This is a genomic window from Phyllobacterium sp. K27 (assembly GCF_054796155.1).
The window spans coordinates 451,823-477,685 of the sequence record NZ_JBTWND010000003.1 but is presented as its reverse complement, the minus strand read 5'-3'; the positions used below and the strand labels follow the sequence as shown (position 1 = coordinate 477,685).

26 protein-coding genes and 2 pseudogenes are annotated in these 25,863 nt (G+C 55.1%); 19 read left to right on the top strand and 9 right to left on the bottom strand.

The window, feature by feature from the left end; genetic code table 11:
• Nucleotides 1-9 precede the first annotated feature (9 nt).
• The 3 genes from ACYJL1_RS20090 to ACYJL1_RS20080 all read left to right on the top strand — a co-directional run bounded on the left by ACYJL1_RS20090 (nt 10) and on the right by ACYJL1_RS20080 (nt 4,189).
• On the top strand, nt 10-375 hold the full coding sequence (locus ACYJL1_RS20090) for a RidA family protein (RefSeq protein WP_460898746.1): 366 nt from the start codon (nt 10-12) through the stop codon (nt 373-375).
• A 71-nt stretch (nt 376-446) separates the two neighbouring features.
• Complete coding sequence (locus ACYJL1_RS20085) at nt 447-1,919, top strand: M81 family metallopeptidase (RefSeq protein WP_460898744.1); 1,473 nt, start codon at nt 447-449, stop codon at nt 1,917-1,919.
• A gap of 173 nt (nt 1,920-2,092) precedes the next feature.
• Nucleotides 2,093-4,189 carry a catalase gene (locus ACYJL1_RS20080; RefSeq protein WP_460898741.1) on the top strand — a complete coding sequence of 699 codons (2,097 nt, stop codon included), beginning with the start codon at nt 2,093-2,095 and terminating at the stop codon, nt 4,187-4,189.
• Between the two features lie 256 nt (nt 4,190-4,445).
• Here the strand turns inward: ACYJL1_RS20080 and ACYJL1_RS20075 are convergent, their stop codons facing one another.
• Both ACYJL1_RS20075 and ACYJL1_RS20070 read right to left on the bottom strand, forming a co-directional pair.
• Nucleotides 4,446-4,817 carry a 2OG-Fe(II) oxygenase gene (locus ACYJL1_RS20075; protein WP_460899176.1) on the bottom strand — a complete coding sequence of 124 codons (372 nt, stop codon included), beginning with the start codon at nt 4,815-4,817 and terminating at the stop codon, nt 4,446-4,448.
• Nucleotides 4,818-5,107: 290 nt separating this feature from the next.
• Nucleotides 5,108-5,965, bottom strand: coding sequence for a LysR family transcriptional regulator (locus ACYJL1_RS20070; RefSeq protein WP_460898739.1), 858 nt, complete (start codon nt 5,963-5,965; stop codon nt 5,108-5,110).
• Nucleotides 5,966-6,070: 105 nt separating this feature from the next.
• Here ACYJL1_RS20070 and ACYJL1_RS20065 point away from each other — a divergent pair, with 105 nt between their 5' ends.
• Complete coding sequence (locus ACYJL1_RS20065; RefSeq protein ID WP_460898736.1) at nt 6,071-6,499, top strand: VOC family protein; 429 nt, start codon at nt 6,071-6,073, stop codon at nt 6,497-6,499.
• 139 nt (nt 6,500-6,638) lie between these two features.
• On the opposite strand, the pseudogene ACYJL1_RS20060 reads toward ACYJL1_RS20065, so the two are convergent.
• A pseudogene (locus tag ACYJL1_RS20060) lies at nt 6,639-7,599 on the bottom strand (IS5 family transposase).
• A 522-nt stretch (nt 7,600-8,121) separates the two neighbouring features.
• Between ACYJL1_RS20060 and ACYJL1_RS20055 the strand changes: the two are divergent.
• From ACYJL1_RS20055 to ACYJL1_RS20030, 6 genes are all read left to right on the top strand, one after another.
• Nucleotides 8,122-9,096: a TRAP transporter substrate-binding protein gene (locus ACYJL1_RS20055; protein ID WP_460898734.1), complete on the top strand. Its 975-nt coding sequence runs from the start codon at nt 8,122-8,124 to the stop codon at nt 9,094-9,096.
• 70 nt (nt 9,097-9,166) lie between these two features.
• The gene (locus ACYJL1_RS20050; protein WP_460898732.1) at nt 9,167-9,757 is read left to right on the top strand and encodes a TRAP transporter small permease; all 591 of its coding nucleotides are present in this window, start codon (nt 9,167-9,169) and stop codon (nt 9,755-9,757) included.
• A 1-nt stretch (nt 9,758) separates the two neighbouring features.
• Nucleotides 9,759-11,039, top strand: coding sequence for a TRAP transporter large permease (locus tag ACYJL1_RS20045; protein WP_460898730.1), 1,281 nt, complete (start codon nt 9,759-9,761; stop codon nt 11,037-11,039).
• Nucleotides 11,040-11,052: 13 nt separating this feature from the next.
• On the top strand, nt 11,053-11,832 hold the full coding sequence (locus tag ACYJL1_RS20040; RefSeq protein ID WP_460898728.1) for a FadR/GntR family transcriptional regulator: 780 nt from the start codon (nt 11,053-11,055) through the stop codon (nt 11,830-11,832).
• Nucleotides 11,833-11,844: 12 nt separating this feature from the next.
• A complete protein-coding gene (gene kduI / locus ACYJL1_RS20035; RefSeq protein ID WP_460898726.1) occupies nt 11,845-12,696 on the top strand; it encodes a 5-dehydro-4-deoxy-D-glucuronate isomerase in 852 nt (283 codons plus the stop codon).
• Entirely contained in the window at nt 12,693-13,040 is a 348-nt protein-coding gene (locus ACYJL1_RS20030; RefSeq protein WP_460898724.1) for a cupin domain-containing protein, read from the top strand. Before kduI ends, ACYJL1_RS20030 begins: the two co-directional genes overlap by 4 nt.
• A gap of 69 nt (nt 13,041-13,109) precedes the next feature.
• On the opposite strand, the pseudogene ACYJL1_RS20025 reads toward ACYJL1_RS20030, so the two are convergent.
• Nucleotides 13,110-13,727 (bottom strand): annotated as a pseudogene (locus ACYJL1_RS20025) (IS6 family transposase); the annotation flags it as partial.
• A 353-nt stretch (nt 13,728-14,080) separates the two neighbouring features.
• Between ACYJL1_RS20025 and ACYJL1_RS20020 the strand changes: the two are divergent.
• The 3 genes from ACYJL1_RS20020 to ACYJL1_RS20010 all read left to right on the top strand — a co-directional run bounded on the left by ACYJL1_RS20020 (nt 14,081) and on the right by ACYJL1_RS20010 (nt 15,452).
• Complete coding sequence (locus ACYJL1_RS20020; protein WP_460898722.1) at nt 14,081-14,512, top strand: hypothetical protein; 432 nt, start codon at nt 14,081-14,083, stop codon at nt 14,510-14,512.
• Nucleotides 14,513-14,586: 74 nt separating this feature from the next.
• On the top strand, nt 14,587-15,180 hold the full coding sequence (locus ACYJL1_RS20015; RefSeq protein WP_460898720.1) for a TetR/AcrR family transcriptional regulator: 594 nt from the start codon (nt 14,587-14,589) through the stop codon (nt 15,178-15,180).
• An 11-nt stretch (nt 15,181-15,191) separates the two neighbouring features.
• The gene (locus ACYJL1_RS20010; protein WP_460898718.1) at nt 15,192-15,452 is read left to right on the top strand and encodes a DUF1127 domain-containing protein; all 261 of its coding nucleotides are present in this window, start codon (nt 15,192-15,194) and stop codon (nt 15,450-15,452) included.
• 10 nt (nt 15,453-15,462) lie between these two features.
• Here the strand turns inward: ACYJL1_RS20010 and ACYJL1_RS20005 are convergent, their stop codons facing one another.
• Entirely contained in the window at nt 15,463-16,629 is a 1,167-nt protein-coding gene (locus ACYJL1_RS20005; RefSeq protein WP_460898716.1) for an ATP-binding protein, read from the bottom strand.
• Nucleotides 16,630-16,759: 130 nt separating this feature from the next.
• Nucleotides 16,760-17,284, bottom strand: coding sequence for an Lrp/AsnC family transcriptional regulator (locus ACYJL1_RS20000; protein WP_460898715.1), 525 nt, complete (start codon nt 17,282-17,284; stop codon nt 16,760-16,762).
• A gap of 51 nt (nt 17,285-17,335) precedes the next feature.
• On the opposite strand from ACYJL1_RS20000, the gene ACYJL1_RS19995 reads away from it, so the two are divergent.
• Entirely contained in the window at nt 17,336-18,538 is a 1,203-nt protein-coding gene (locus ACYJL1_RS19995; protein ID WP_460898713.1) for an MFS transporter, read from the top strand.
• A 6-nt stretch (nt 18,539-18,544) separates the two neighbouring features.
• Here ACYJL1_RS19995 and ACYJL1_RS19990 read toward each other — a convergent pair whose 3' ends face one another.
• The 3 genes from ACYJL1_RS19990 to ACYJL1_RS19980 are packed head-to-tail and all read right to left on the bottom strand — an operon-like array spanning nt 18,545 to nt 21,086.
• A complete protein-coding gene (locus tag ACYJL1_RS19990) occupies nt 18,545-19,480 on the bottom strand; it encodes a carbohydrate kinase family protein (RefSeq protein ID WP_460898711.1) in 936 nt (311 codons plus the stop codon).
• A gap of 17 nt (nt 19,481-19,497) precedes the next feature.
• Nucleotides 19,498-19,935 carry an RbsD/FucU family protein gene (locus ACYJL1_RS19985; RefSeq protein WP_460898709.1) on the bottom strand — a complete coding sequence of 146 codons (438 nt, stop codon included), beginning with the start codon at nt 19,933-19,935 and terminating at the stop codon, nt 19,498-19,500.
• Nucleotides 19,936-19,937: 2 nt separating this feature from the next.
• A complete protein-coding gene (locus tag ACYJL1_RS19980) occupies nt 19,938-21,086 on the bottom strand; it encodes an ROK family protein (RefSeq protein ID WP_460899175.1) in 1,149 nt (382 codons plus the stop codon).
• Nucleotides 21,087-21,392: 306 nt separating this feature from the next.
• On the opposite strand from ACYJL1_RS19980, the gene ACYJL1_RS19975 reads away from it, so the two are divergent.
• From ACYJL1_RS19975 to ACYJL1_RS19955, 5 genes are all read left to right on the top strand, one after another.
• Nucleotides 21,393-22,409, top strand: coding sequence for a substrate-binding domain-containing protein (locus tag ACYJL1_RS19975; RefSeq protein ID WP_460899174.1), 1,017 nt, complete (start codon nt 21,393-21,395; stop codon nt 22,407-22,409).
• 187 nt (nt 22,410-22,596) lie between these two features.
• Nucleotides 22,597-23,682 carry an ABC transporter permease gene (locus ACYJL1_RS19970; protein ID WP_460898707.1) on the top strand — a complete coding sequence of 362 codons (1,086 nt, stop codon included), beginning with the start codon at nt 22,597-22,599 and terminating at the stop codon, nt 23,680-23,682.
• On the top strand, nt 23,682-24,473 hold the full coding sequence (locus ACYJL1_RS19965; RefSeq protein ID WP_460898706.1) for an ATP-binding cassette domain-containing protein: 792 nt from the start codon (nt 23,682-23,684) through the stop codon (nt 24,471-24,473). The genes ACYJL1_RS19970 and ACYJL1_RS19965 overlap by 1 nt, the downstream gene beginning before the upstream one ends.
• A gap of 28 nt (nt 24,474-24,501) precedes the next feature.
• Nucleotides 24,502-25,191 (top strand): D-lyxose/D-mannose family sugar isomerase, encoded by a 690-nt coding sequence (locus tag ACYJL1_RS19960; protein ID WP_460898704.1) that lies wholly within the window; start codon nt 24,502-24,504, stop codon nt 25,189-25,191.
• Nucleotides 25,179-25,838, top strand: a complete 660-nt coding sequence (locus tag ACYJL1_RS19955; RefSeq protein ID WP_460898703.1) for a nucleoside/nucleotide kinase family protein — start codon at nt 25,179-25,181, stop codon at nt 25,836-25,838. Before ACYJL1_RS19960 ends, ACYJL1_RS19955 begins: the two co-directional genes overlap by 13 nt.
• The last annotated feature ends 25 nt before the right edge of the window (nt 25,839-25,863 follow it).

Sequence of the window (25,863 nt, the reverse complement as noted above, 5' to 3'; positions counted from 1 at the left end):
AAACAGACCATGACAAAACAGCATTTCGGCCAGTCGCATGTGCCATTATCGCCCGCTGTGCGGGCAGGGGATTTCATCTATATTTCCGGTCAGGTGCCGGTCGGCGCGGATGGGACTGTCATCATCGGCGGCATTGAAGCCCAGACGCGGCAGGTCATGGAAAATATCAAATCGGCGCTTGCTCTTGCCGGTGCCGAGCTTTCCGATGTGGTCAAGACATTCGTCATTTTGGAAGATGCACGCGAGTTCGCTGCCTTCAACAAGACCTATGCCACCTATTTCCAGCAAAACCCGCCCGCCCGCACAACAATTGAATCGCGGCTGATGATCGATATCAAGATCGAGATTGAAGCGGTGGCTTATAAGCCGCTTTAGCGCTGCCGTCTTTATCTCTCCCCCAGATAACCCGTATTGAACTGCCCTAACCACCCAACCGAAAGCATAAAATGCGCATTTTCACCGCGTCCTTCGCTACCGAAACCAACACGTCCTCGCCCGTGCCGACAGATCGCGCCAGCTTTGAGATGGCGTTTTATGCCGGCCCCGGCGAACACCCCGACACGCCGACATTATGCTCCGCGCCCATGGTGGTCCTGCGCCGCCGTGCGCGTGAAGAAGGTTTCGAGCTGATCGAAGGAACGGCAACCTGGGCAGAGCCTGGCGGCTTGTTGCAGCGCAAGGCCTATGAAGATTTGCGTGACGAAATTCTGGGGCAACTCAAGGCGGCAATGCCGGTCGATGGCGTTATTCTTGGCCTGCATGGTGCCATGGTTGCGCAGGGCTATGATGATTGCGAGGGTGATCTCTTGGAGCGCATCCGCTATCTCGTCGGGCCGGATGTACTCATTGCTTCCGAGCTTGATCCGCATAGTCATCTGACGAAAAAGCGCGTGGCCAATTCGGATATACTCGCGGCGTTTCTCGAATTTCCCCATACGGATTTCTACGAGCGCGGCGAACATGTGGTTGACCTTGCCCTGCGCACATTGCGCGGCGAGATCAAGCCTGTTATTTCAACTTTCGATTGCCGCATGATCGGCGTCTATCCCACAAGCCGCGACCCGATGCGCTCCTATGTGGATCGCATGAAAGCCCTCCACGGCAAGGATGGCATTCTTTCGGTCTCGCTCATCCATGGCTTTATGGCAGGCGATGTGCCAGAGCTGGGAACGCAGCTGATGGTGGTCACAGACAATGATCCGGCCAAGGGGGCTGAACTGGCGGAAAAGCTCGGCATGGAGCTTTTCGCCCTGCGCGGAACCACGGCCATGCCGATGCTCGATACGGAGGCCGGACTTGATGCAACCATGGCGCTTGTCGCCACGCGGCCAGGCAAGCCTGTCGTTGTTGCCGATGTCTGGGACAATCCTGGAGGCGGCGTCGCGGGCGATGGCACGCTGATCCTGCATCGTATAATCGAGCGCGGCATCGGCAATGTGGCCGTGGCAACCATATGGGACCCGATAGCTGTTACCTTTTGCCTCGCGGCAGGCGAGGGCGCGTTCATCCAGTTGCGGTTTGGCGGCAAAGCTGGGCCCGATGGCGGTGCGCCCATTGATGCGCGCGTTGAAGTGGTAAGAGCCGTCGAGGAAGGCTGGCAAAGCTTTGGTAAGAGCCGGGTTACGCTTGGACCGGCAGCGCTGATCCGTCTTGAAGGCACGGATATTGAGGTGATCCTCAACACAAACCGGACACAGACTTTCGAGCCTGACATCTTTTCCAATCTTGGCATTGATCCGTTGTCAAAAGATATATTGCTGGTCAAATCCACCAATCATTTCCATGCGGGATTTGTGCCGGTTGCTTCCGAGATCATCTATATTGATGCGGGCGCGCCCTATCCTTCAAACCCGAAAAAGACCGACTATCGCAAGCTCTCGCGGGAAATCTGGCCGAGAGTGGAAAATCCGTTCAGTTAGGCGGATATTTTGGTCGCTCATTTGTCTTCTCATCTGGAACCAAACGGGTAGTTCGCATGTTGGGTTGGGAAACCCGAAGCACCGGACCGAAAAGTGAATCCGATGCGAAGTCAAAAGATAGATCGCTTTTGCGCGCTTGAGGGTGTCTGGCGATCTGGAGCGAGGATTTCCCAATGGCGAAGAATGAAAGTTTCGATGTCAGTTATGGCAAGGGCGGCGAACTGCATCAAAAAGTCCCGCAAAGCGGAGCGATGAATCCGGAGGATACCCTGACCACAAATCAGGGTATTCGGGTCGTTGATAATCAGAACAGTCTGCGGAGCGGCGATCGCGGCCCGACACTGCTGGAAGATTTTGTTCTGCGCGAAAAGATCTTCCATTTTGATCATGAGCGCATACCCGAGCGTATTGTTCATGCACGCGGTTCTGCCGCGCATGGTTATTTCGAGCTGTATGAATCGCTTTCCGATATCACCAAGGCAGACATATTTCAGCGGCCCGGCGAAAGAACGCCGGTGTTCACACGCTTTTCCACCGTGGCGGGCGGTGCCGGTTCCGTTGATACGCCGCGTGATGTGCGCGGCTTTGCTGTCAAGTTCTATACAAAGGAAGGCAATTGGGATCTTGTCGGCAACAATATACCCGTGTTCTTCATTCAGGATGCCATCAAGTTTCCGGATCTCGTTCATGCGGTGAAGATGGAGGCAGACCGCGCCTTTCCGCAGGCGGCCACCGCTCATGATACATTCTGGGATTGGGCTTCGCTCATGACCGAAAGCACCCATATGCTCATGTGGGCCATGTCTGACCGCACCATTCCGCGTTCCTTTCGTATGATTGAGGGCTTTGGCGTTCACACATTCCGGCTTGTCAACGACGCGGGCAAATCCACCTTCGTCAAATTTCACTGGAAGCCGAAGCTTGGGCTTCAATCGACCGTCTGGGATGAAGCGCTCAAGCTTCAGGCAGCGGACAATGATTATCTCCGGCGCGATCTTTGGGAAGCAATCCACACTGGAAATTTCCCGGAGTGGGAACTGGGACTGCAGCTATTCGATCAGGAATTTGCCGATGCCCAGCCCTATGATGTTCTGGATGCTACAAAGATCATCCCCGAAGAGGTCATCCCGGTCCGGATCGTCGGCCGTATGGTCCTCGACAGAAACCCGGACAACTTCTTTGCGGAAACAGAACAGGCGGCCTATTGCCCTGCAAATATTGTTCCAGGCGTCGATTTCAGCAATGATCCCCTGCTACAGGGTCGGCTGTTCAGCTATCTCGATACACAAAAGTCCCGGCTCGGCACGGCCAATTTTCATCAACTGCCGATCAACGCCGCCAAATGCCCGGTGATGAACTTTCAACGCGACGGCCATATGCAGATGAATGTGCCAAAGGGCCGTGCCAATTATGAACCTAACAGTCTTGCTGCCCATGGCGAAGAGGGTGGGCCGAGAGAATGTCCCGTTACCGGCTTCAAGACTTTCGAAGGCAGACCAGACCGTGATGAACAAGGCGACAAGCTGCGCGTCCGTGCCGAGCTTTTTGCCGACCACTACAGTCAGGCGCGCTTGTTCTGGCGTTCACAGCAACCGGCCGAAAAGGCACATATCGCGTCGTCATTCGTGTTCGAACTGTCGAAAGTGGAGTTAGAGCAGGTGCCGCCGCGCATGGTGGCCAATTTGCGTAATGTCGATGAAGAACTCGCCAAGCGCGTGGCCGATGGTCTGGGTATTGAATTGCCTGCCAAGAGAGAGGCGGCCCGCGTGCCGTTTGACATGGAGCCATCTGCGGCCTTGAGCATCCATGCCAATATGAAAGCGACTTTGGAAGGCCGTAAGGTCGGTATTCTCATCGCCGACGTCAGCGATGCAGCCGCGCTGAAATCCCTGCAAAAAGACATTGCCGATGCGGGAGGCCAAAGCTTTATCGTTGCTCCGAAAGTGGGCGGGGCAAAGCTATCGGACGGCAAACTGTGCAAGGCCGATGGCCAACTGGCAGGTTCGCCTTCACAACTTTTCGATGCTGTGGCAATTCTCCTCTCGGCAGCTGCAACGCAGGCTCTCCTCAAGGAAGGGGCTGCTGTGCAGTGGGCGATGGATGCTTTCGGCCATCTCAAGGCGATCGGCTATAATGAAGAAGCAAAACCTTTGTTGGACAAGGCAGGGGTCGAACCGGATGATGGTGTTACGTTGCTAAGCGATAACTTCGTTGCAAAAGCATCCAGGCGCTATTGGGCGCGCGAACCAAAGGTGCGCATGCTCGCCTGATAGTGGCGTTGTGCGTGGTTCGCCCACCGACATGCTCAGGACGCTCACCATGAGGTAGGTGGGATTGTGCGGGAAAAATGATACATCGCCGTCACCCAAACTCTGCAACCCACACCCTCCCTCATTCTGAGCTTGTCGAAGGGCGTACGGCAGCGGCTCGGCCATCGAGATTATCCGTTGGGGCTGAATGCATTTGGAAAAAAACTTCAGGCCTAACCATGTAGTCCGACTCGATTGCGTGTGTTTCAATTCCAGCTCATGAAAACCCGCTTGCTTCCAAAAGCGGGTCGCCCAAGCGCAGTTCTTTTGAGCCAGACGGGCCAAAAAATCCCGAGAGGGTCAAGCGATTTCCCCGGGCCGGCAAAACCTCATGGACATTCGTGGATCTGAAGAGCAAGAGGTCGCCTTGTAGAGGAGCGTTGCGCGTGCTTTGTGTTGTGGTCGAAATGGCGTCCACATTGCTTTCATTATAAAAAATTGTCTCACCTCCCTCTTCACCTGACTTCAGATACACATTCCAGGCGAGTTGGTCTGTAATATTGTTTGCGAACGACAAGATGGTATTTTCGCCGGGCATCCAATCGCGATGGGGTGGTGCACTCGGCAGATCCCGAATGGTGCAGGACATCATTTGTTGGTGAGAACATCGACATCCTTTAAGATCAGGCTTTCAAATAAAACGATATCCACGCTTTGCCCTCTGGAAATATTCGTCAGGATTATCCTTGAATCGGAAAAAATTGGGGCAGATCTTGCCTTTTCGAGCTGATCGATCAAGCTTTGTCGAGGCTTGTCAAGTGCGCTGCGAAATCCTGACCGGCCTTATCATCTGACTTGACCGTGTCGATGCCTGCCCCGGGTTTGCGTGGTCTGAATCATCATCAAGCTAGATTGTCACGTCTGTTTCGGAGGCTTCGTTTACCCACGCGCTTCGATCAGGCAGTCAGCGAGCGCCTTGACGGCAATGTCGGGCCTTATTTTGCTCAGCATGCCGATCCCGCGGGTCAATCTGTGTTCTCCTATGGGGATCGTGCGCACGCCTGACGGTAGCGGCATATTGGATTCAGTAACAGGCAGAATCGCAACTCCCAGCCCCTTCTCGACAAGCGTGAGCATTGCCTGCAAGTCGTCGACCTCTATCGACTCCTGAACGGAGAAAGACTGCGACTTCAAGAATCGGTCCACCTGCCGTCCGCCAAAAGACGTTCGTTCGTAGCGGATGAACGGTTCCTGCTGAAGGATTGAAGTCCAGTCCTTGGTATCGAGCTCAAGGGGTACAGCCAAGACGTAGGGTTCCTCAACCAGTGGCGTCCACAGCAGCTCCTTCGGCACGCCATGGGAAGGTTTGATAACAACAGCAAGATCAAGCTCGCCGGCGTCGACCTGGTCGAACAGATTAAGCGATATACCTGGTTCGATATGAAGACGGTGCCTGGGGAAGCGAGCCCGAAACGCAACAAGAGCGCGGGCAAGCAGAGTCGACTGAACCGAGGCGATGGCGCCTATCCTAAGGTGGCCCGCCATCTCGTGTTCGCCGGGATTAGCAAGTTCGTCGAACATGGAGATAATTGCCTTGGCTTGTTCAAGTACCCGCAAACCTTCGGCGTTGATGACGGCGGATCGCCCGGTGCGTGTGAACAAGGCGATACCCACCTGCTCCTCCAGACGCTTAATCTGACCGCTCACTGCCGCTTGGGTAAGCCCTATTCGGTCACCTGCCGCCGAAAAGGTGCCGAACCTAGAGACTGCGACGAGAGTTTTCAGTTCCGGAATCATGATTCATAATTATTCCTGTTGCTCAGCCTCATATTATACAGTTTTTCATAATTTTCTACATGGCTTACATGTGGTTCGTCGCAGACAACCAATGGAGAACGACGAATGACCACTGCACCTCTTTACCCCTTCCATCTGGCTTTCCCCGTCAACGATCTCGCGGCAGCCCGCGCGTTCTATGGTGAGCTTCTCGGATGTTCTGAAGGCCGCAGCTCGCCTGATTGGATCGACTTCAATTTTTATGGCCATCAGGTCGTTGCCCATCTCGCGCCTAGTGAAACGGGGGAAGCCGCCACGAACGCCGTCGACGGTCATGGTGTGCCCGTCCGTCACTTCGGTGTCGTCTTGCCGATGGACGACTGGAACGCCGCTGCGGAAAAGCTCACCAAAGCCGGCATCGAGTTCGTCATCAAGCCCTATATCCGTTTTAAGGGTGAACCGGGTGAGCAAGCCACTATGTTTTTCAAAGACCCGAGCGGCAATGCCGTCGAGATGAAGGCGTTCGCCAACATAGAAAGCCTCTTTGCCAAGTAACCACCTAACCGTGGTTCAGGTAACATAAGCTTACGGCGTGACCACTGGACCTGAGGCAGCCGGTCACGCCAATGATAATGGCGACGGCGTTGGTGCGCGGATAAGGAAGGAGGCGCAATTCGATCTTTGATGCCGTCTGTTATGGTTGTCTTTTTTTGCGGCGGACGGAATCCGGGCGTCCGGTTGCCAGCATGCGGTTGAGAACGGCGCAACCGATGGCGACTTCAGTCTGCTAAGCCTTAAAACACCGTGCACGCAGACGCGGTCCGATCAGTGCCTGTAGCGCCCCATGGTGGTCTCGATCCGGGCGCGTTTGCCCTAGCCAGTGCAGCCGTCCCCGTTCTGCGATCATAGTGATGTGGCTGTCCCGCTGGCCGGGTGGTCCCGTATCGCCGCTTTGTACCGCCGTTGAGCGTGGTGGGATGACAACCTGCGCGGCATCGCTATGGCGCAGGACAGTCCGATATGTCGGCACGCCATCATAGGCCCCATCTGCGGTGAACTGACCAATCTCACCATCGATCTGATCGAGCAGGGTGCCACCTGCGAGGGATCGTCAATGTCCTGATCCGTGAGCGTATGGGCAACGATCCGGCCACTGTCAGCATCCACCGCCAAGTGCAGTTTGCGCCAGTTGCGGCGCGACTTCGCGCCATGCTTCTCCTGTAACCACTGCCCGGCGCCATACACTTTCAATCCCGTGCTGTCTGCCAGCACATGCAGCGGACCATCCGGCAAGCAGGATCGTATTCTGGTCGGTTGCTTCTGTGCCCGGCGGCTGAGGGTTGTGTGATCGGGAACAGGCAATCCAGTCCCATCAGGTCGATCACAGAATTCATCAGCCCTTCGGTCTGGCGCAGACGCAGCATTCCAAAGGTGCAGCCCCGCATCAGCGTTGTCTCGATCGCGAGATCGGAATAGCGGGGCTGCCCACCTGGAGTTGTGCGCCGGGGCGCACGCCATTTTGCAATGCTTCTGGCGTGATCCATAACGTCAGGCTCCCACGACCACGCAAGCCTGCTTCGTATTCCGCCGTTCGTCACCCGGAATTTCATCTTCGCGATGTGATGACGGTGAGCGGCATTGTGTTTGTTCGGCATGAGACCACGATTGAGATGGGAACTGCTCCTCCATCTATCGCGAGACCGTTCACAAGTTATCTACGGACCAACGCCGTACGCTGGGCATCTCGCCGACCTATAACGCCATTTCGAATATCTTGGCAGAGCTGCAACTTGGATGGTGTCGAGTGCCGACGGTATGGACCGCCTGATTTCATGAGCCTTCTCCGTTTAAGGCCCAAACAACGTATCAGTTTTTCCGTGTCCCCGTGGTCCAGCTCCAAGGGTTCACTCCAATACCGGGTCAGTTCCGAGCGGAAATCAACACCCAGACTACGACGATTTGTACCCAGCCTTCACCTTGTAAAATTCATCATATAACAAACAAAAATTTGTATATTGACATTATTTTCTAACATCCATATCGATGTTTGCTGCGGGAGTGCCTAGAAACGGGTGCATGTGCAGGAAATCTTCGGGAGGAGACCGGCTCAGCGACGTTTCTCAAGCTGGAATGCGCTTGGCTGGCATGTGCCCGCGAATAAAAGGGGAGGACGGAGTATGTATATTTCCAGATTGACGACTCTAGCTTTTGCAGTTGGATCGTTGCTTATCGGTTCGGCAGGTGCGCAGACGCAGTTGCGTTCAGCTGACACCCATCCAGATGGCTATCCAACCGTTGAAGCGGTCAAGTATTTGGGTGAGCTTATCAAAGAACGGACCGCCGGACGTTACGCAGTGGAGGTCTATCACTCAGCTCAGTTGGGCGAGGAAAAGGATACAATCGAGCAGACGCAGGCTGGAGTGATCGACTTCAACCGTGTGTCGATGGGGCCTTTCAATGGCATTGTTCCGGTGACACAGGTGCCATCTCTTCCTTATATTTTCCGCTCGACTGATCATATGCGCCGTACAATGGACGGACCTGTTGGCGAAGAAATACTTAAGGCATTTGAGGCGCACAATCTTGTTGGTCTGGCGTTTTACGACTCCGGCGCCCGCTCGTTCTACAACACAAAAAAGCCTATCACCTCCCTCGGTGATCTGAAGGGAATGAAGTTTCGAGTTATCCAGTCAGATGTCTTTGTGGATATGGTCAACGCACTTGGCGCCAATGCCACGCCGATGGCCTATGGCGAGGTGTATTCCGCGCTGGAAACGGGCGTTATCGATGGAGCGGAAAACAATTGGCCGAGCTTTGAGTCAGCGAAACACTATGAAGTTGCCAAGTACTACACGATCGATCAGCACCAGATTGTGCCGGAAGTCCTTGTCATGTCCAAGTCCAGTTGGGACAAGCTTACACCGGAAGATCAGGCGATTTTCCGCCAGGCGGCAAAAGACAGCGTCATCAAGATGCGTGAACTTTGGGATGCGCAGGAAATGAAATCACGAGAGATCGTCGAGGCAGCAGGTGTAAAGATCAATGAGATCGATAAGCAGCCGTTGATTGATGCAGTGAAGTCTGTCCATGAAAAGTATCTGTCAACGCCAGAACTCAAAGACGTGGCGGCTCGCATTCAGGCGACCGAATAAGCTGATGGCGTGGAGAGCGTAGAGCTCTCCACGCCATCAGCAGAAGATTAGCCGGAGTGGGGATTTACTGATGGCGAACATAAATGCAAGGGAAGGCAAGCAAGCACCTTCTGAAAATCGTGAGCGCCTTTTACGCTGGAGTGCGGTGCTTGCGAAAGTAAATGATTGCGCTCTTTACTTGTCAGCGTTTGGGCTTGTGCTCATGACAGCGCTGGTGGTCTATCAGGTCTTCTCAAGGTTCGTTCTCAATTCGTCGCCCAGTTGGACAGAAACAAGCGCTATTATGGTGATGAGCTGGTTTATCTTTTTGGGCGCGGCCATCGGTGTGCGCGAGAAATTTCACCTGGGTTTTGATGTCCTTCTGTACGTCCTGCCGAAGGGCAGCAAGGTTGCATTGCGAACAATTTCGGATGTTGTCGTATTGTCATTCTCGCTTGGAATGGTCTGGTATGGGGGCAAACTCGTCGCTCTTACCTGGAAGTCGACAATTCCATCCCTCGGACTGCCGGGCGGGTTCGATTACTTGCCCCTGGTTGCCGGTGGATTGCTGATCGGCCTGTTTTCGCTGGAAAGAATTGTTCTACGTTTTGCCGGTGTCGCCGTCGACAAGGACATCAACCTTGAAGACGTGCCGGACATGCCCGCTGTGCAGGAGGCATAGGATGGATCTCTGGATATTATTCGGTGTTTTTGCGCTTCTGATGTTTATCGGAACCCCGATAGCATTTTGTCTTGGCGCTGCAAGCTTTGCGACAGTTGTTTATCTCGGGCTACCGCCTCTCGTCGTGTTTCAGCGGCTGAATTCAGGAATGAGCGCGTTTTCCCTTATGGCGATACCGTTTTTCATCTATGCGGGTGATCTGATGGTTCGCGGCGGTATTGCGCAAAGGATCGTTTCATTCGCCGGGTCATTGGTTGGGCATTTGAGGGGCGGCCTGGGACAGGTCAACATTATCGCCGCGACGCTGTTTGGCGGCGTTTCCGGTTCCGCCGTTGCAGAAGCTGCAGCGGTTGGCGGGCTCATGATTCCGCAAATGAAGGCGAGGGGTTACGGCGCAGACTATGCTGTTAATGTAACTGCGATGGCAGCGTTAATAGCACTGCTTCTTCCTCCGTCACAGAACATGATCATCTATTCCATCGCTGGTGGGGGTAAAATTTCCATCGCTGATCTGTTTACGGCCGGTATTATACCCGGACTGCTGCTTGCCGCTTCCTTGATGGTGGCCGCTTACTTTGTAGCACGCAAACGCGGCTATCCCGTCGAGAAGTTCCAAGGTTTTGCCCGCGCCGGTCAGTTAGCAATAATAGCTGTTCCGGGTCTGCTGCTTATCGCTATTATTTTCGGCGGTGTACGCTCGGGTATTTTCACGGCAACCGAAAGCTCCTGCATAGCGGTGATTTATGCATTGCTCGTTACGGTTTTCGGTTACAAATCCATGAAATGGGATGATTTTGTCCATGCCACCATGGGCGCCGTCCGCACGACAGCGATGGTGCTTGTGATCATAGGCACTGCAGCCTCATTCAGCTGGTTGATGGCCTATCTCAAGGTGCCCTTGGCGTTGATTGCCGGAATGAATGCAATCTCTACGGATCCATTGATCGTTCTTTTGTTGCTTAATGTCCTTATGCTGCTTCTGGGCACATTCATGGATATGGGCCCGATGATCGTCATTTGCACGCCGATCTTCCTGCCAATTGCAACGCATTATGGCGTTGATCCCGTTCATTTCGGCGTCATTATGATCCTCAACTTGGGCATCGGATTGAACACGCCGCCAGTAGGAACCGTGCAATTCGTTGCATGTGCCGTTGGCAAGATAACGGTGTGGAAAGCCATGCGCTCCATATGGCCGTTCTACGGAGCCGGAATTGTGGTTCTGGGGCTTGTCACCTATATTCCCGCCATCTCGCTCTGGCTTCCGAGCGTCTTCAAATGAAGGTGGCATCTATATGGATATCCTGACTGATCTGAAGGTCGAAAGAAAGCCGAAGCTTTCCGAATCGGTTGTCGTGGCTATCCGCGAACAGCTACAGGCGGGGCTGATCCAACCCGGCCAAAAGCTGCCGACGGAAGGACAGCTTACCGAGACTTTCGGGGTCAGCCGCACAGTCATTCGTGAAGCCTTGGCGCAGCTTGCCGCCGCGGGTCTGGTCGAGCCACGGCAGGGAGCGGGCGTCTTTGTCATTGAACAGCTCTCGACTGCATTTGGTGCGTTAACTTCCGAGATGGGCACCAAAAATTCCATCGCTCTGAATGTGCTTGAAGTGCGACTTGCGATTGAAATTGAATCAGCGGGGCTGGCCGCCATTCGCCACAATGCTGCCCAGGAAGCAGAAATTCAGGAAGCGTTCTTTGAATTCGACATGCTGCTGTCGAAAAATCAACCCACCGGACCAGCTGACCTTGCCTTTCATCGCGCAATTGCGAGCGCAACAAACAATCCATTCTATGTCGAAATGCTCGATGTCCTCGGGCGCCGCGCCATTCCTTGTGACGTTACTTCACCATGGTCAACGGAAGTGGCGCAATCAGAGGACTATCAGCGCGGGCTGCAGCGCGAACATCTGGCCATCCTCAATGCAATTTCAGCAGGCGACGCTGAGGCGGCGCGCGGTGCAATGCGTGCGCATTTGTCTGCTAGCCAGCAACGATATCTCGGAAGAATCCAGGCGCGTCATGGATTTTATGAAGCCGGTTCCCGCAAGGAACCACAATCTAATCAGGAATAGTTTCAGGATAGCATGACCCAAGATCATATCGAATACAGTTCACGTTACGCCATCGATCCCGTGGCAGCTTCCGCGATGGGAACGGATGAGTTGCGCCATAATTTCCATATAGGCAATCTTTTCGAACCAGATAAAATCAACCTCACCTATACGCATTACGATCGCATGATCGTAGGCGGTGCGATGCCAGTTGATGGAAGGCTCATGCTCGAAGCAATCAAGCCGACCGGCACGAAGAACTTTCTCGATCGCCGTGAACTGATCATCGTCAATGTGGGTGGCAAAGGCATAGTGATTACCGCAGGGCAATCCCATGAACTTGCCGAGCGTGACATGCTCTATGTCGGCATGGGCGTCGAAGCAGTATCGTTTGAATCAGCGGACGGTCAGCAACCAGCAAAATTCTATCTGCTCAGCGCTCCTGCCCACCAGACTTATCCAACCCGGCACATCCGTATCGGCGATGCCAAGCGTGTCGATCTTGGCATTCATGCAACATCGAACGAACGCTCGATTTTCCAGTTCATCCACGCAGATGGTGTGAAAACCTGCCAGCTCGTCGTCGGCATGACGCAACTCGCGCAAGGCTCGGTATGGAATACTATGCCATGCCATGTGCATGACCGCCGTATGGAAGCCTATCTCTATTTCGATCTTCCGGAAACCGCCCGCGTTTTCCATTTCATGGGTGAGCCCGACGAAACCCGCCACATTGTCATGCGCAATGAAGAGGCAGTGCTTTCGCCCGGCTGGTCGATCCACTCCGGATCAGGAACGTCAAACTATGCGTTCATCTGGGCTATGGCCGGTGACAATATTGATTATACGGATGTTGACCCTGTTATCATGGATGATCTGAAATGAGCCGGGCAATCGGAAGCGGTATCTTTGTGGCTGCTGAAGACAGTATCTGGGAAAATACCGAGCCGGGCGTGAGGCGCCGCATCATGGCCTATCTCGATGAGATGATGATGGTGGAGGTTCTTTTTGAGAAAAACGCCGTAGGCAGCCTGCACTCACATCCGCATATTCAGGCAAGTTATGTTGCACAAGGCCGATTCGAAGTCACCATTGATGGCGTCACCAAAACGCTTGAGCAAGGCGATAGCTTCATCGTTCCAGGCAACCTCGTGCATGGAGTCCAAGCACTTGAGGCTGGTCGCCTGATCGACTCATTCACCCCGCACAGGGCAGAGTTTCTCAAGTAGTTCAGATTACCTTCCCGGGATTCATGACCCCGTTGGGGTCGAGCAGGACTTGAGCGAGAGCATCAAGTCCACGGCGGAGAACAGCGAAACGAAATGCTGTAAACCTCCGATTGAACGAAAGCCCTGGCGCATTCTCTCCTGTTTTCGAAACGGCAGATGCGAGTTCTCGGCTCGATTGTTCAAGCCCTTGTGCGAGCGATGCTCGACGCCTGGAATGATCTGACGCCTTGCCGCACCGTATGAGCCCAACTTGTCCGTGATCATCCGCTTCGGCAACATAACCTGCTTCTTCAGCAGGCGCATCAGCAAACGTCTGGCAGCCTTGGTGTTGCGGCGGTTCTGCACGATCTCGTCAAGAACACAACCATCTTGATCGACAGCCCGCCACAACCAGCATCGCTTGCCATTTATGCGCACCGCAACTTCATCGAGGTGCCAGATATCACCGCTGGAAGCTTGTTTTCGGCGAATGCGCCGAACATATTCCGGGCCATGTTTTCTGCCCCATCGGCGGATAGTCTCGTAGGATACTGCGATCCCGCGTTCAAGCAGCATTTCCTCAACGTAGCGCAGACTGAGCGGAAAGCGATAATAGAGCCAGTCAGCGCGAGCTATAATCTCTGGCGGGAAACGATGGTTCTTGTAATTGGCGACGGGCTGGCTCACGCCAATGATCAATATCGACAATTCATTAAGCCAACAAGGTGACAGCTCACGCCGGGGTGATTGGTGCTGAAGCCGCGCGAAGAGCGGCGTTGTTAACCACTGGTATCGATGACTTCGCCAGAGTGGCTTGCTCCGGACTTATCAAAAGGAGAACCGCTTGCTCGTAACCGTCAATCGGATTGGTCGCCAGATTGAGAAACGACGTCATGCCTCGACATCGAATGCCATCGAGCGAACCTGGTCGTCATCTCGCGTCAATGGCTTGGGGGAAGCATTTAGGCGAATGCAATATCGCTACGGGCATTCATCTGGTTCATTGTGTTGTGTGGGCGGCTTCGCTATCGAGAGCGGCGGATCTGGGTAAGGAGGGTTAAATGAACGATGGATATAACTTGCCTTTGCTGATTGGTGCCGGGCTGAGCCTGGCCGCCTCCTTGCTGCATCTCGGCGTCATTGCGGGCGGGCCCTCCTGGTATCGGCTGTTCGGAGCAGGGGAAAAGCTTTCCCGTGCCGCCGAGGCGGGGCGTCTTTACCCGACAATAATAACCATTTGCATCGCCTCGGTGCTGGCAATCTGGTCAGCCTATGCGCTGTCTGGCGCCGGGGTAATCCAGCGCCTACCACTGCTGCGTCCGGCCTTGTGCGCGATTACCGCTGTCTATCTTCTGCGCGGTATCGCTGGCCCTTTCATGCTAGCGGGCACCGGACACAGCCGCCGGTTTATCATCGTCAGTTCCGCTATTTGCCTGGGTTTTGGCTTGGTGTATCTGCTGGGGCTCATTCAAATGTGGAACAGGCTGGGTTGAAGTCCTGACCCTGCTTCCAGTCGAATTTCATCAGGCCTCTTGCAATTACTAGACGACTGGTCTATTATATCTTTATGAGCAAGATCGACACACGAGCAGTTTTGATTGATGAAGGCCTGAAAGCGCTTTTGTCCCATGGCTATGAGGGGGCTGGAATCGGCCCCATCCTCAAGTCAGCGGGCGTGCCAAAGGGTTCGTTTTATCATTTCTTCGCAAGTAAGGAAGAGTTTGCCTCTGCGGTGCTCTCGACCTATTGCGGTAACAATCAGAAGGTGCGCACGCGCCTTTTGCTGGAAGACAAATCGAAATCGCCGCTCCAGCGTCTGCGTGATTATTTCGACTATTACGAGACAATCTATAGCAGCGGAGATCCAACCTGCGGTTGTCTTCTTGGCAATCTGGCCCAGTCCATTGCGGCCCATAGCGAAGTGCTCCAGCGCGAGATACATCGCTCGTTCGCCGCTTGGCAGGAAGATTTCAAGACGGTGTTGCGCGAGGCGCGCGATGCCGGAGAATTGCCGGATCATCTTGATCCGGATGAGACTGCCGCCTTTCTGATCGATGCCTATGAGGGCGCACTGGTCAGAATGAAGGCAGACGCAAGTATCAAACCACTGCAGCGGTTCAGCACAATGGCGCTGGATGGTCTGCTGACACGCAAATCATAGGAGCATTTATTATGGCTTATGCAGAGACGACTGGTCTACTAGAAATTGATCGCAATTATCGTACAGGCCGCAGCTATTCTTTCAGGAATGCGGACAAGGCTGGTTTGCTTGAACGTTTTGTCGAAAGAGTACGCAGGAGCTTTGCCTCCGGTGGGGTGGTCGGTCCTGAAGATGCGCCTCTGGCACGCCTCAGCGACCGGATGCTTGACGATATAGGCCTGACAAGAGCTGAAGCTATCGAGTTGGATCGTCGGGCGAGAAAGGCGCGATGAATTTTCATGCTCACTTCAATGCGAGCAATGCTTCACCCGCAGCCACCAATGGCATCACGGTCACTTCATCCCACAGCGGAAAAGTCTCGCTGCCGGGATAGACCACGATGCGCCGTGCGGGTTGGAGGTCCTCACATGCCTGATAGAAGCCTCGCTCCGGTTTTGGGCTAAGACTGCGTTTGATCTCGATTGCCCAGACTTTCTGCCCGGGAAGTGTAAGCAAGAGGTCGATTTCAGCCCCTGTGGCTGTCCGGTAAAAGTTTGCTTGGGTCCCGTGCGGTGCGGCGGCCAGCAGCGTTTCGATCACAAAGCTCTCCCAGCTTGCCCCGGCCACCGGATGCCCAAGAATATCGTCAAGCGTGCCAAGGCCAAGCAGCGTATGGGTAAGTCCACTATCGCGCACATAGATACGCGGTGATTTCACCAGCCGCTTGCCCATATTGGCGTGCCAAGGCTCCAGCCTGCGCACCAGCAGCAGGTCAACCAGCAAATCAAGGTAGGATGCAACGGTCTTGCCGTCCACGCCAAGCGCACGGGCAAAATCTGCAGCGTTCAGCAGGCTGGACTGATGGTGGGCGAGCATGGTCCAGAAGCGCCGCAAGGTTTCAGCGGGGATGCGCGGCCCAAGGAGAAGAATATCGCGTTCAAGATAGGTGCGAATAAAATCCTGCCGCCAGCGTTGGCTCGCCCGATCGCTCGCGGCAAGAAAACTGTCAGGAAAGCCACCACGTACCCATAGCCGGTTCATATCCTCCCGCGGCACTTCCAGCCCGTCGATTGGCTGCATTTCGAGATAGGCGATACGCCCTGCAAGCGTTTCGCCCGACTGCTTCAACAGGTCGATGGAAGCAGAGCCAAGCAGCAGGAAACGGCCGGTTTTGTGGCCCTTGCGCCTGCCCCGATCGATCAGTCCCCGCAGGTTTTGAAACAGGTTTGGAAGCCGGTGAACCTCATCGAGAATGACCAGCTTGTCCTCGTGTTCGCCAAGATAAAGCTCCGGCTCGGCCAGCTTTGCCCGGTCAGCGTCGGATTCCAGATCAAGATAAATGGATGGTCGCTGCGCCGCTATGTCGAGGGCGAGTGTAGTTTTTCCCACCTGGCGCGGCCCAATCAGGGCGACAGCGGGGGAAGTATCCAGAAGTTCAAATAGGTCAGCTTCGATACGGCGCTTAATCATCCTTGTAATTATGGAGTCTAATTCCATAATTACAAGGATGATTTGCGAGTATCCAGCTAAAAAGAGTTATGTCGATAGGCGGAGTCTATGGCATCAAACATGTAGGCAATCGCTGGCATAATCCCGCAACTCAAGGCATCCAGTCGATTGTCGGCCATTCCTGTGTAGTTTCTGCCTGTACGGGCCGCTCAAGATATGTTGACAGGACAACATAGCTTCGTGTCGCCTTGACGCCGGGCGCTGCATAAAGCTGTGCCAGCAGGTGTTCGAGGGCCTGTGTTCCATTGGTGCGCACTTTTAGCAGCATGCAGGCGTCGCCCGCCACAGAATGAATTTCTTCCACTTCAGGATATTGGCGGATTGCCAGAAGCGCGGGGGTCTTTCCCCAGCCAGCCGTATCAACATGGACAAAGGCCAGAAGCGGTTTGTCCACGCTGGCCGGATCGATCAGGGTAGAGACAGTTTTGATTGCGCCGCGCTGGCGAAGACGCTTGACCCTTTCATGGGCTGCGGGCGCGGAAAGACCAACTCTCTTGCCAAGTTCAGTGTAGCTCAGCGTCGCATCCTCGACCAATTGGCCTAACAGCTTTCGGTCCATAGGGTCGGTGGCAGGCGTCCTGTTGCTGCCCTGCGGAATGCCATCTGTTTTTTTCATGCTTTTCTACTCTCCTATTGATACAGAATGTCATTAGCGTATTTTATGTTTATGCAGAATAACATAAAGCAAGATGATAAAGAAACCATATCAGCATTTCCACTGATCGTGTGGATGCTGACTGGATCTATCGGGCTGATCGGGTCAAACTCACTTGCTTTGGGACCGATTGCCCCGTCCATTGCCGCCAGTTTCGGCACGGAAATTCAGCAGGTCATGCTGGCCTCTGCCGCTTTCGGCCTGGGCACCGCGCTCGGCGCGCTTGCTTTGGGGCAGGTAATTGATCGAGTAGGCCCACGCAGAACACTGGCCTATGTCATGGTGATTATGGCCTTTGGGTTTTTCGGTTGCGGCGTGGCAAATGGCACAATGGGTCTTGTTGCATCGCAGTTTCTCGTGGGCCTGTCGGCGGGAGTTGCCCTGCCTGCCATCTACACACTGGCGGCAGTCGTCGCATTGCCCGGGCATGAAGGACGGACTATCGGCATCGTTTTGACCGGCTGGACAATCAGCATGGTGGCTGGCGTACCGCTTTCAACGTTGATTGCCGATAGTTTTGGCTGGCGTATGTTTTATTTCATGATTGCAGCGGCAGCTCTGGCTGCGGGTCTAGGCATGTTCCTCAACGGACGTAAACAGGAACAGCGCGCAGGGGCGGCGGCGGGCAGCCCGGTCACAGCCCTGGCGATCAAGGGAGTCTTGCCGCTATTGGCTGCTTGCGCCTGTTTCATGGCCGCTTTTTACGGCGTCTATGCCTATGTGGGCAATCATTTGCATGTCAATCTGGCATATCCGGTTCGGGCCAATGGACTGGCGGCGGTTTTCTACGGCCTCGGTTTTGGCAGCGCGGTGTTTCTGGACCGCCATATGGATGCCCATAGTGGCCGCCATATTCTTCTGCCTTTGCTCTTTCTCGTCGTTGCACTGGTTTTTGTCCTGATGGCATTGCTGTCGGGAAGCTATATCGGCATGCTTGCGGTCATGGCGATCTGGGGACTTGCGAACCATTTCGGGTTGAATGTGCTCATCATGCGTCTGACCGCGCTTGAACCGTCGCAGCGCGGGGCGATCATGGGCCTGAACAGCGCAGTGACCTATCTTGCGCTGTTTGCGGGAACCATTACGATGGGCAAGGTCCATGCGGCGGAAGGATTTGTTTTCCTCGCCCTTTGCGGTGCCGTGCTCAGCCTGTTGGCTAGTGCCTTTGCCCTGTTTGCGGCCAGAGCGCAGACAGGCATAAGGGCCTCAGCCTGAGGTGCCTTAGCCCAGTTCATTCCTCCATGGCGGGTTTGCGCCTGCACGTGAAACAGTCACTGCCGCTGCCTTGGCGCCGAGTGTCAATGCCGCGCTGATCTGCGCTTGCGTCAGCGAGGGGAGGGCCGCTTTCGTCAAAAGTCCACCTTCCTGTAAGAAGGCCAATACGCCGGCGGTAAATGTATCGCCAGCGCCGACCGTATCCACGACCTCGACACGCTGCGCATCGACATGCACGGCCTGATCCTGCGTATAGCCGGTAACGCCATCGGCGCCGTGGGTAACGAGAATAAGCTTCGGCCCCTGTTGACCAGCCGGAACGATCCAGCGTTTTGCAATCTCGTCCATTGTGCCCGCCTCGCCGAACCACCGCATATCCTCATCGGAAATCTTGACGATATCGGTCATCGCGATCATGCGGCGCATGCGGGCGAGATGCTTTTCCTTGTCCGGAATGAAGCCGGGGCGGATGTTTGGATCAAGCACGATGACACGCTTTTCGTGTTCGCGTGCCATCAGCGCTTCATAGGTCGCGCCGCATGGTTCGGGGATAAGGCTGATTGCGCCAAACTGCACTGTGGTGACATTGTCGTCCAGAACCGGCAAATGGTCTGTGGTCAGGGACCGTCCCGCACTGTTTTCATCGTAGAAAATATAGCTCGCCTGCCCATCAACAAGGCGAACGAAAGCCAGTGTCGTTGGCTGCGGCGAAATATGCGCATAGCGCGTGCCGACATGGTTTTGCGCCAGGCTGTCACGCAGCATCTGGCCAAAGAAATCCGAGGAAATGCCCGAAAAGAATTCGGTGGGAACACCAAGCCGCCCGAGCGCAATTGCCGTATTGAAAACAGCGCCGCCAACATAGGGAGCAAAAGCAGCTTCTCCGGCGCTGGTCTCGCGCGGCAGCATGTCGATCAGGGCTTCACCACAACATAAAATCATCGAATATCTCTCTGGAGTCAGGACTTCTTGGGATAAATCACACCCTTGCGGATGATGATATTGGCGTAAAGTCGAGGTTCACTTGTCGCAACGATGGTGTGAGCCTTTTTGATACGCGCATAAAGCGCCTCACCATTTAGCGCAACGAGTTCAAAACCGGGAGCCCGCTTTGAACAGACCGCCTGCATTTCGTGATGAATGGGGTCGGCGCGGTCAGCATCACCCATCACCGAGGCGCGAAACAATGCCTGCGGCACGAAATCATCAACAGGCAGCACCTGCAAAATGGCATCGAGCAACGGAATCAGTGGCAAACCGTCGGCTCGGATCAGCCGCCGTGCATCTTCCTGCGCCGGATAATTGCCATCAACGAGCGCAATCTCGTCGCCATGTCCCATGGCGCGCAAGGTGGCCAGCAGTTCCGGCCCCAGCATGGGGGAAATTCCAATCAGCATTTCTAAATTTCTTTCCTGAAAATCTTCTGGCCCAGCAGAAAGCGATCAGCCAGTGGCAGGCTGGCGGCGCCGAGGGAACGGGCATGAATGCCAACAGTCCCTGCAAGAATGGAAGGAAGCGCCAGCCCCTCCAGCCGGAACGTGCTTATATGTTGTTGCACAGCTTCCACCACACGGACGCGAACATTCTGCGGCATCCAGCCATCGATGATTGCGGCCTCAAAATCGACAACCGAAGCCGATGCCACGACGGCTTGGGCAATCGCCTTGCCGGCCGTGTCGATCCACGCGTCAAGTTCGGGTCCCATCGGCCCCCAATCGTCAGGCGATGCCCAGAGCGGGGAAGGATCGCGGCCAAGCGCGGTGACGACCCGCTCAAGGCCAGTGATTGAAGCCATGTCGATGAGCTGGCATATCTTGCCGTCATTTCCAAATACCGGCATAGAGCCGAGCGCACCTGCATTGCCGCTGCGTCCCGGATAAAGACTGCCATTGATGACGATCCCGCCACCAATGAATGAGCCGATGTAGAAATAGACGAAATCGTTGAGGTCTTTGGTTTGGCCAAAGACAAGCTCTGCGCCACAGGCGGCGGTCATGTCATTTTGCAAGTAGGCCGGGAAGGAGCACAGCTCCTGAATGCGGGCACGGATATCGCAGTCGCGCCACTGGTCGAGAACGTCCTGCGGCGCGCCGATGGCATCGGCCCATTTCCACAGCTCGAACGGAGCGGCAATGCCTATACCGGCAACCTTTTCGCGCTGTTTGGGCGTCAGTTCGGCCAGCATTTCCTTCATGCCGACAGCGGCGATGCGGAATATCGGGTCCGGGGCGAGATAATCATAAGGCGCATGGCGCATGGAACGGATGCGTCCGAGAAAATCAATCAGCACGAGATCCGCGCTGCGTCGGCCGATCTTGAAGCCAAAGAAGAATGCGCCTTCAGGATTGAGCGCCATGGGAATCATGGGCTGGCCGATCCGCCCGCGCAAAGGCTCTTCGCGGATCAGCAGTTCTTCGGCTTCCAGCATGCGCATGATGATTGAACTTGTCTGGGCGGAAAGGCCGCTCATCCTTGCTATGGCAGTCTTGGCAAGGCTCCCGTGCTGACGCAGCAGCGAAAGCACCACGCGCTCATTGTGATCGCGCATGCCGCTCTGGTTCGTACCGTGATGATGCGATGGCCGCGCTGCGGCGTCTCGCTCCGATACCCGAATGACCAACGAAATTCCTCCCGATTTCAAAACGACAATGGATCGGGCCCTGCCATCTGTCAATATTAAATCACAGTGATTTATTAATGTTGACAGGTTGCGGCGAGTGGTATTTGTTTGTGCGAGCACTTGGCCGGGAGGATAACTGTCCGAGATGTTTGAGAGAATTGAATAGGGCTCAATGCGGATGAATATGCGCTTGCCGCGCCCATAGGAGGAAGTCACATGCCTAAGAATCTCTATTTGAAATCCACGGTTTTCGGGGCTGCAGCTGTTGCTCTGGCCGCGTTCGCCGCGCCTGCTCAGGCTGCGGATGTCCGCGCTTGCCTGATCACCAAGACAGATACCAATCCCTTTTTCGTCAAGATGAAGGAAGGTGCTCAGGCCAAGGCCAAGGAGCTTGGCGTTGAGCTGAAGTCCTATGCCGGCAAGATCGATGGCGACAGCGAAAGCCAGGTCGCAGCAATCGAGACCTGCATCGCCGATGGCGCCAAGGGTATTTTGATCACGGCATCCGATACGGCTGGTATTGTTTCTTCGGTCAAGCAGGCGCGCGATGCCGGCCTGTTGGTGATCGCGCTCGATACGCCGCTTGATCCTGTCGATGCTGCCGATGCAACATTTGCAACAGATAATCTTCTGGCCGGCGAACTGGTCGGCAAGTGGGCCGCTGGTACGCTTGGCGACAAGGCAAAAGATGCAAAGATCGCTTTCCTGAACCTTACCCCTTCGCAACCATCGGTTGACGTTCTGCGCGATCAGGGCTTCATGAAGGGCTTTGGTATTGATGTTGCTGACATCAACAAGATCGGCGACGAGACGGATCCGCGCATCGTTGGCCACGACATCACCAACGGCAATGAAGAGGGCGGCCGCAAGGCCATGGAAAGCCTTCTTCAGAAAGATCCGGATATCAATGTTGTCCACACGATCAATGAACCTGCCGCTGCCGGTGCCTATGAGGCCCTGAAGGCTGTCGGCAAGGAAAAGGACGTTCTGCTGGTTTCCATCGATGGTGGTTGCCCGGGCGTGAAGAATGTCGAAGCCGGTATTATCGGTGCGACATCGCAGCAATATCCACTTGCAATGGCGGCTCTCGGCATCGAGGCTATCAAGAAGTTTGCTGATACCGGTGAAAAGCCAATGCCAACCGAAGGCAAAACCTTCTTCGATACGGGCGTTTCTTTGGTCACGGACAAGCCAGTCGATGGTGTTGAATCCATCAGCGTCAAGGACGGTCTGGCCAAGTGCTGGGGCTGATTTGAGCGGTCTTACCCTTCCCCTTGTGGGGAGGGACGGAGAGTAGCGACGGGGAAGGGTTTTTTCACTTTGCAAAGACCTCTTCCGGCTGCTCCGCAGCTTCCCTCCCCATAAGGGGGAGGGTCAGCGTCGCGCCAGCCTTTTGTTTCAAACAGAATTCATTACCCTGTTCTAGGGAGGTCACATTATGACAGACACAGAGCGAACACCGCATAAAGCGCAGGAGTTCGAAAGCGTGCTGACGCAAAGCGCGACGACCGTCGCCAGCTTTGACGGCGATGACAAGAGTGCGCTGGAAAAGATACGCAATTTCCTGCATTCAAGTCCGGCAGCCGTACCCCTCATTGTTCTGATCCTGTCACTGATCATCTTCGCGGTGCTGGTCGGATCGCGTTTCTTTACGCCATTCGCGCTGACGCTGATCCTGCAGCAGGTTGCGATTGTGGGCATTGTCGGCGCGGCACAGACCCTCGTCATTCTCACCGCCGGTATCGACCTTTCCGTCGGCGCCATCATGGTGCTGTCTTCGGTGGTCATGGGGCAGTTCACTTTCCGCTACGGCTTGCCTGTCGAGGTGGCTGTTGCCTGCGGCCTTGCGCTCGGTGCTTTCTGCGGCTTCATCAATGGTGTGCTCATTGCCTATGTAAAACTTCCGCCATTCATCGTCACCCTTGGCACCTGGCAGATATTCCTCGCCACGACCTATATTTATTCCAACAATGAGACGATCCGCGCACAGGAGATCGAGCAAAACGCTCCCTTGCTGCAATTCTTCGGTGACAAGATCAATCTCGGCGGCGGCGCTATGTTCACCTATGGCGTATTCGCCATGATCCTGCTGATCGCGCTGCTCTGGTATGTTCTGAACTATACCGCCTGGGGACGTCATCTTTATGCGATCGGCGATGATCCGGAGGCCGCACAGCTTTCCGGCGTGCGCACCAAGCGCGTGCTTGTTTCGGTCTATGTGCTCGCGGGCCTCATCTGCGGACTGGCTGGCTGGGCGCAGATTGGCCGCAACGGCTCCGTTTCACCGCAGATCGGTCAATTCGCCAATATTGAATCCATAACGGCTGTGGTTATCGGGGGCATGTCGCTGTTCGGCGGGCGTGGCTCCATTCTTGGCATGCTCTTCGGTGCGCTCATCGTCGGCGTTTTCTCCTTCGGTATGCGCATGTATGGCACGGATGTGCAGTGGACCTATCTCATGATTGGTGTGCTGATCATTGCAGCTGTGGCAATCGACCAGTGGATCAGAAAGGCGGCAAGCTGATGAGCACGACACAAACTTCTGCGACCCCGCTTTTGACCGCACGCGGTCTGGTCAAGCGCTATGGCCGTGTAACGGCGCTGGACCATGCCGATTTCGACCTTTACCCCGGCGAAGTGCTGGCGGTCATCGGCGATAATGGTGCGGGAAAATCCTCGCTCATCAAGGCGATTTCCGGTGCCGTGCATCCCGATGAAGGCGAGATCAAGCTTGATGGCAAAGTCATCAATTTCCGCTCGCCAATGGAAGCGCGCGATGCAGGCATCGAGACGGTCTATCAGAACCTTGCTTTGTCTCCCGCACTGTCCATTGCTGACAACATGTTTCTTGGTCGCGAATTGCGCAAACCCGGCATTGCCGGCAGCCTGTTCCGCATGCTCGACCGCAAGGCGATGGAAAAGATGGCGCGCGACAAGCTCAGCGAGCTTGGCCTCATGACCATCCAGAACATCGGCCAGACAGTGGAGACACTATCCGGCGGTCAGCGCCAGGGCGTTGCGGTGGCACGTGCGGCGGCTTTTGGCTCCAAGGTCATCATCATGGATGAGCCAACAGCTGCACTTGGCGTCAAGGAGTCGCGCCGCGTTCTGGAACTCATTCAGGACGTAAAAAAACGCGGACTGCCAATTGTGCTGATCTCGCATAATATGCCACATGTTTTTGAAGTGGCAGACCGTATCCACATCCACCGGCTGGGAAAACGCTTAACCGTTATAGACCCCAAGGAATATACGATGTCGGATGCCGTTGCCTTTATGACCGGAGCAAAAACGCCGCCGGCAACGAACAATTAGTACATTGCAGCAAAAGGACTTTTTGAGAATGAAGCGTTCCGAAATCAATGCGATCATCCGCGAGAGCGACAAGTTCATCCGCTCGTTCGGCTATGTCATGCCCCCCTTCGCCTACTGGTCGCCGGAAGAGTTGAAAGCCCGTACATCGAGCGATGCAAAGGCAATTCTCGATGCGCGCCTTGGCTGGGACATTACCGATTATGGTCAGGGCAAGTTCGATGAGCTTGGGCTGTTTCTCTTCACCACCCGGAACGGCAATCAGGAAGACCTGAAAATGGGTGGCGGCATGCTTTACGCGGAAAAGATCATGATCAGCCGCGAGAAGCAGCTGTCGCCCATGCATCGTCATATCGTCAAGGCGGAAGACATTATCAATCGCGGTGGCGGCACGCTGGTGTTGGAGCTGTTCAATTCCAACGAAGATGGCAGCGTTGATGAAAAGACCGACGTTGAAGTTGCCACCGATGGCCGTATCGTCCGCCAGAAGGCGGGCGGGCTTTTGAAGCTTCAGCCAGGTGAAAGCGTGACGTTGCTGCCGGGCAATTGGCATGCGTTCTGGGGTGAGGGCGGCGATGTGCTGATCGGTGAAGTCTCGACAGTCAATGACGACCTGACCGACAATATCTTCCGTGAGCCGATTGGTCGCTTCTCCAATATTGAAGAAGATGAAGCACCGCTGCATCTGCTCGTTTCCGACTACGACAAATGGCTGGCCTGACCCTATTGGACCACGGGCAGGAAGTCGTGACCACTCAGGAGTTGGTTACGGCCATTCTTGCCCGGGCGGCAGATACAAAGCGGCTTGTCGTGGCGATTGCCGGCCCCCCGGGTGCCGGAAAATCCACGGTTTCCGCTAAGCTCTGCGCTGCCATTAACGAGCGCGATCCGGGTGCGGCCGTTGTCGTGCCGATGGACGGGTTTCATCTCGACAATGCCATTCTCGATGCGCAAGACATGCGCAAGCGCAAGGGATCTCCGCCCACATTTGATTGTGCCGGTTTCGAGGTCATGCTGAAGCGGCTTCGCGAGGGCGGCGAGGATATCGTCATCCCGCTTTTTGATCGCAAGCTTGATCTGGCGCGGGCAGGAGCAGATATTGTCAGGGCCGATCAGCGAATCCTTCTTGTGGAAGGCAATTATCTTCTGCTCGATCAGGCTCCTTGGGATCGTCTGGAACCATTGTTCGATCTGACGGTATTTTTGCAGGTGGATCAACTTGAGCTGGAAAACCGGCTGGTGCAACGCTGGCTTGGCTTTGGCTACAACGTCGGCTCGGCACAGGCGCGGGCATTGTCCAACGATATGCCCAATGCCAACCTCGTCCTTGAGCATTCGCGGCCTGCGGATTTCATTTTGAAGAATTAAGAGCTTTTCTGACGCCGACCGATGG

Bases quoted from the DNA above. Each gene is read 5' to 3' on its own strand.
- ACYJL1_RS20090 (WP_460898746.1), top strand. From the start codon at position 10: ATGACAAAACAGCATTTCGGCCAGTCGCATGTGCCATTATCGCCCGCT.
- ACYJL1_RS20085 (WP_460898744.1), top strand. From the start codon at position 447: ATGCGCATTTTCACCGCGTCCTTCGCTACCGAAACCAACACGTCCTCG.
- ACYJL1_RS20080 (WP_460898741.1), top strand. From the start codon at position 2,093: ATGGCGAAGAATGAAAGTTTCGATGTCAGTTATGGCAAGGGCGGCGAA.
- ACYJL1_RS20075 (WP_460899176.1), bottom strand. From the start codon at position 4,817: ATGTCCTGCACCATTCGGGATCTGCCGAGTGCACCACCCCATCGCGAT.
- ACYJL1_RS20070 (WP_460898739.1), bottom strand. From the start codon at position 5,965: ATGATTCCGGAACTGAAAACTCTCGTCGCAGTCTCTAGGTTCGGCACC.
- ACYJL1_RS20065 (WP_460898736.1), top strand. From the start codon at position 6,071: ATGACCACTGCACCTCTTTACCCCTTCCATCTGGCTTTCCCCGTCAAC.
- ACYJL1_RS20055 (WP_460898734.1), top strand. From the start codon at position 8,122: ATGTATATTTCCAGATTGACGACTCTAGCTTTTGCAGTTGGATCGTTG.
- ACYJL1_RS20050 (WP_460898732.1), top strand. From the start codon at position 9,167: ATGGCGAACATAAATGCAAGGGAAGGCAAGCAAGCACCTTCTGAAAAT.
- ACYJL1_RS20045 (WP_460898730.1), top strand. From the start codon at position 9,759: ATGGATCTCTGGATATTATTCGGTGTTTTTGCGCTTCTGATGTTTATC.
- ACYJL1_RS20040 (WP_460898728.1), top strand. From the start codon at position 11,053: ATGGATATCCTGACTGATCTGAAGGTCGAAAGAAAGCCGAAGCTTTCC.
- kduI (WP_460898726.1), top strand. From the start codon at position 11,845: ATGACCCAAGATCATATCGAATACAGTTCACGTTACGCCATCGATCCC.
- ACYJL1_RS20030 (WP_460898724.1), top strand. From the start codon at position 12,693: ATGAGCCGGGCAATCGGAAGCGGTATCTTTGTGGCTGCTGAAGACAGT.
- ACYJL1_RS20020 (WP_460898722.1), top strand. From the start codon at position 14,081: ATGAACGATGGATATAACTTGCCTTTGCTGATTGGTGCCGGGCTGAGC.
- ACYJL1_RS20015 (WP_460898720.1), top strand. From the start codon at position 14,587: ATGAGCAAGATCGACACACGAGCAGTTTTGATTGATGAAGGCCTGAAA.
- ACYJL1_RS20010 (WP_460898718.1), top strand. From the start codon at position 15,192: ATGGCTTATGCAGAGACGACTGGTCTACTAGAAATTGATCGCAATTAT.
- ACYJL1_RS20005 (WP_460898716.1), bottom strand. From the start codon at position 16,629: ATGATTAAGCGCCGTATCGAAGCTGACCTATTTGAACTTCTGGATACT.
- ACYJL1_RS20000 (WP_460898715.1), bottom strand. From the start codon at position 17,284: ATGAAAAAAACAGATGGCATTCCGCAGGGCAGCAACAGGACGCCTGCC.
- ACYJL1_RS19995 (WP_460898713.1), top strand. From the start codon at position 17,336: ATGCAGAATAACATAAAGCAAGATGATAAAGAAACCATATCAGCATTT.
- ACYJL1_RS19990 (WP_460898711.1), bottom strand. From the start codon at position 19,480: ATGATTTTATGTTGTGGTGAAGCCCTGATCGACATGCTGCCGCGCGAG.
- ACYJL1_RS19985 (WP_460898709.1), bottom strand. From the start codon at position 19,935: ATGCTGATTGGAATTTCCCCCATGCTGGGGCCGGAACTGCTGGCCACC.
- ACYJL1_RS19980 (WP_460899175.1), bottom strand. From the start codon at position 21,086: ATGCGCGATCACAATGAGCGCGTGGTGCTTTCGCTGCTGCGTCAGCAC.
- ACYJL1_RS19970 (WP_460898707.1), top strand. From the start codon at position 22,597: ATGACAGACACAGAGCGAACACCGCATAAAGCGCAGGAGTTCGAAAGC.
- ACYJL1_RS19965 (WP_460898706.1), top strand. From the start codon at position 23,682: ATGAGCACGACACAAACTTCTGCGACCCCGCTTTTGACCGCACGCGGT.
- ACYJL1_RS19960 (WP_460898704.1), top strand. From the start codon at position 24,502: ATGAAGCGTTCCGAAATCAATGCGATCATCCGCGAGAGCGACAAGTTC.
- ACYJL1_RS19955 (WP_460898703.1), top strand. From the start codon at position 25,179: ATGGCTGGCCTGACCCTATTGGACCACGGGCAGGAAGTCGTGACCACT.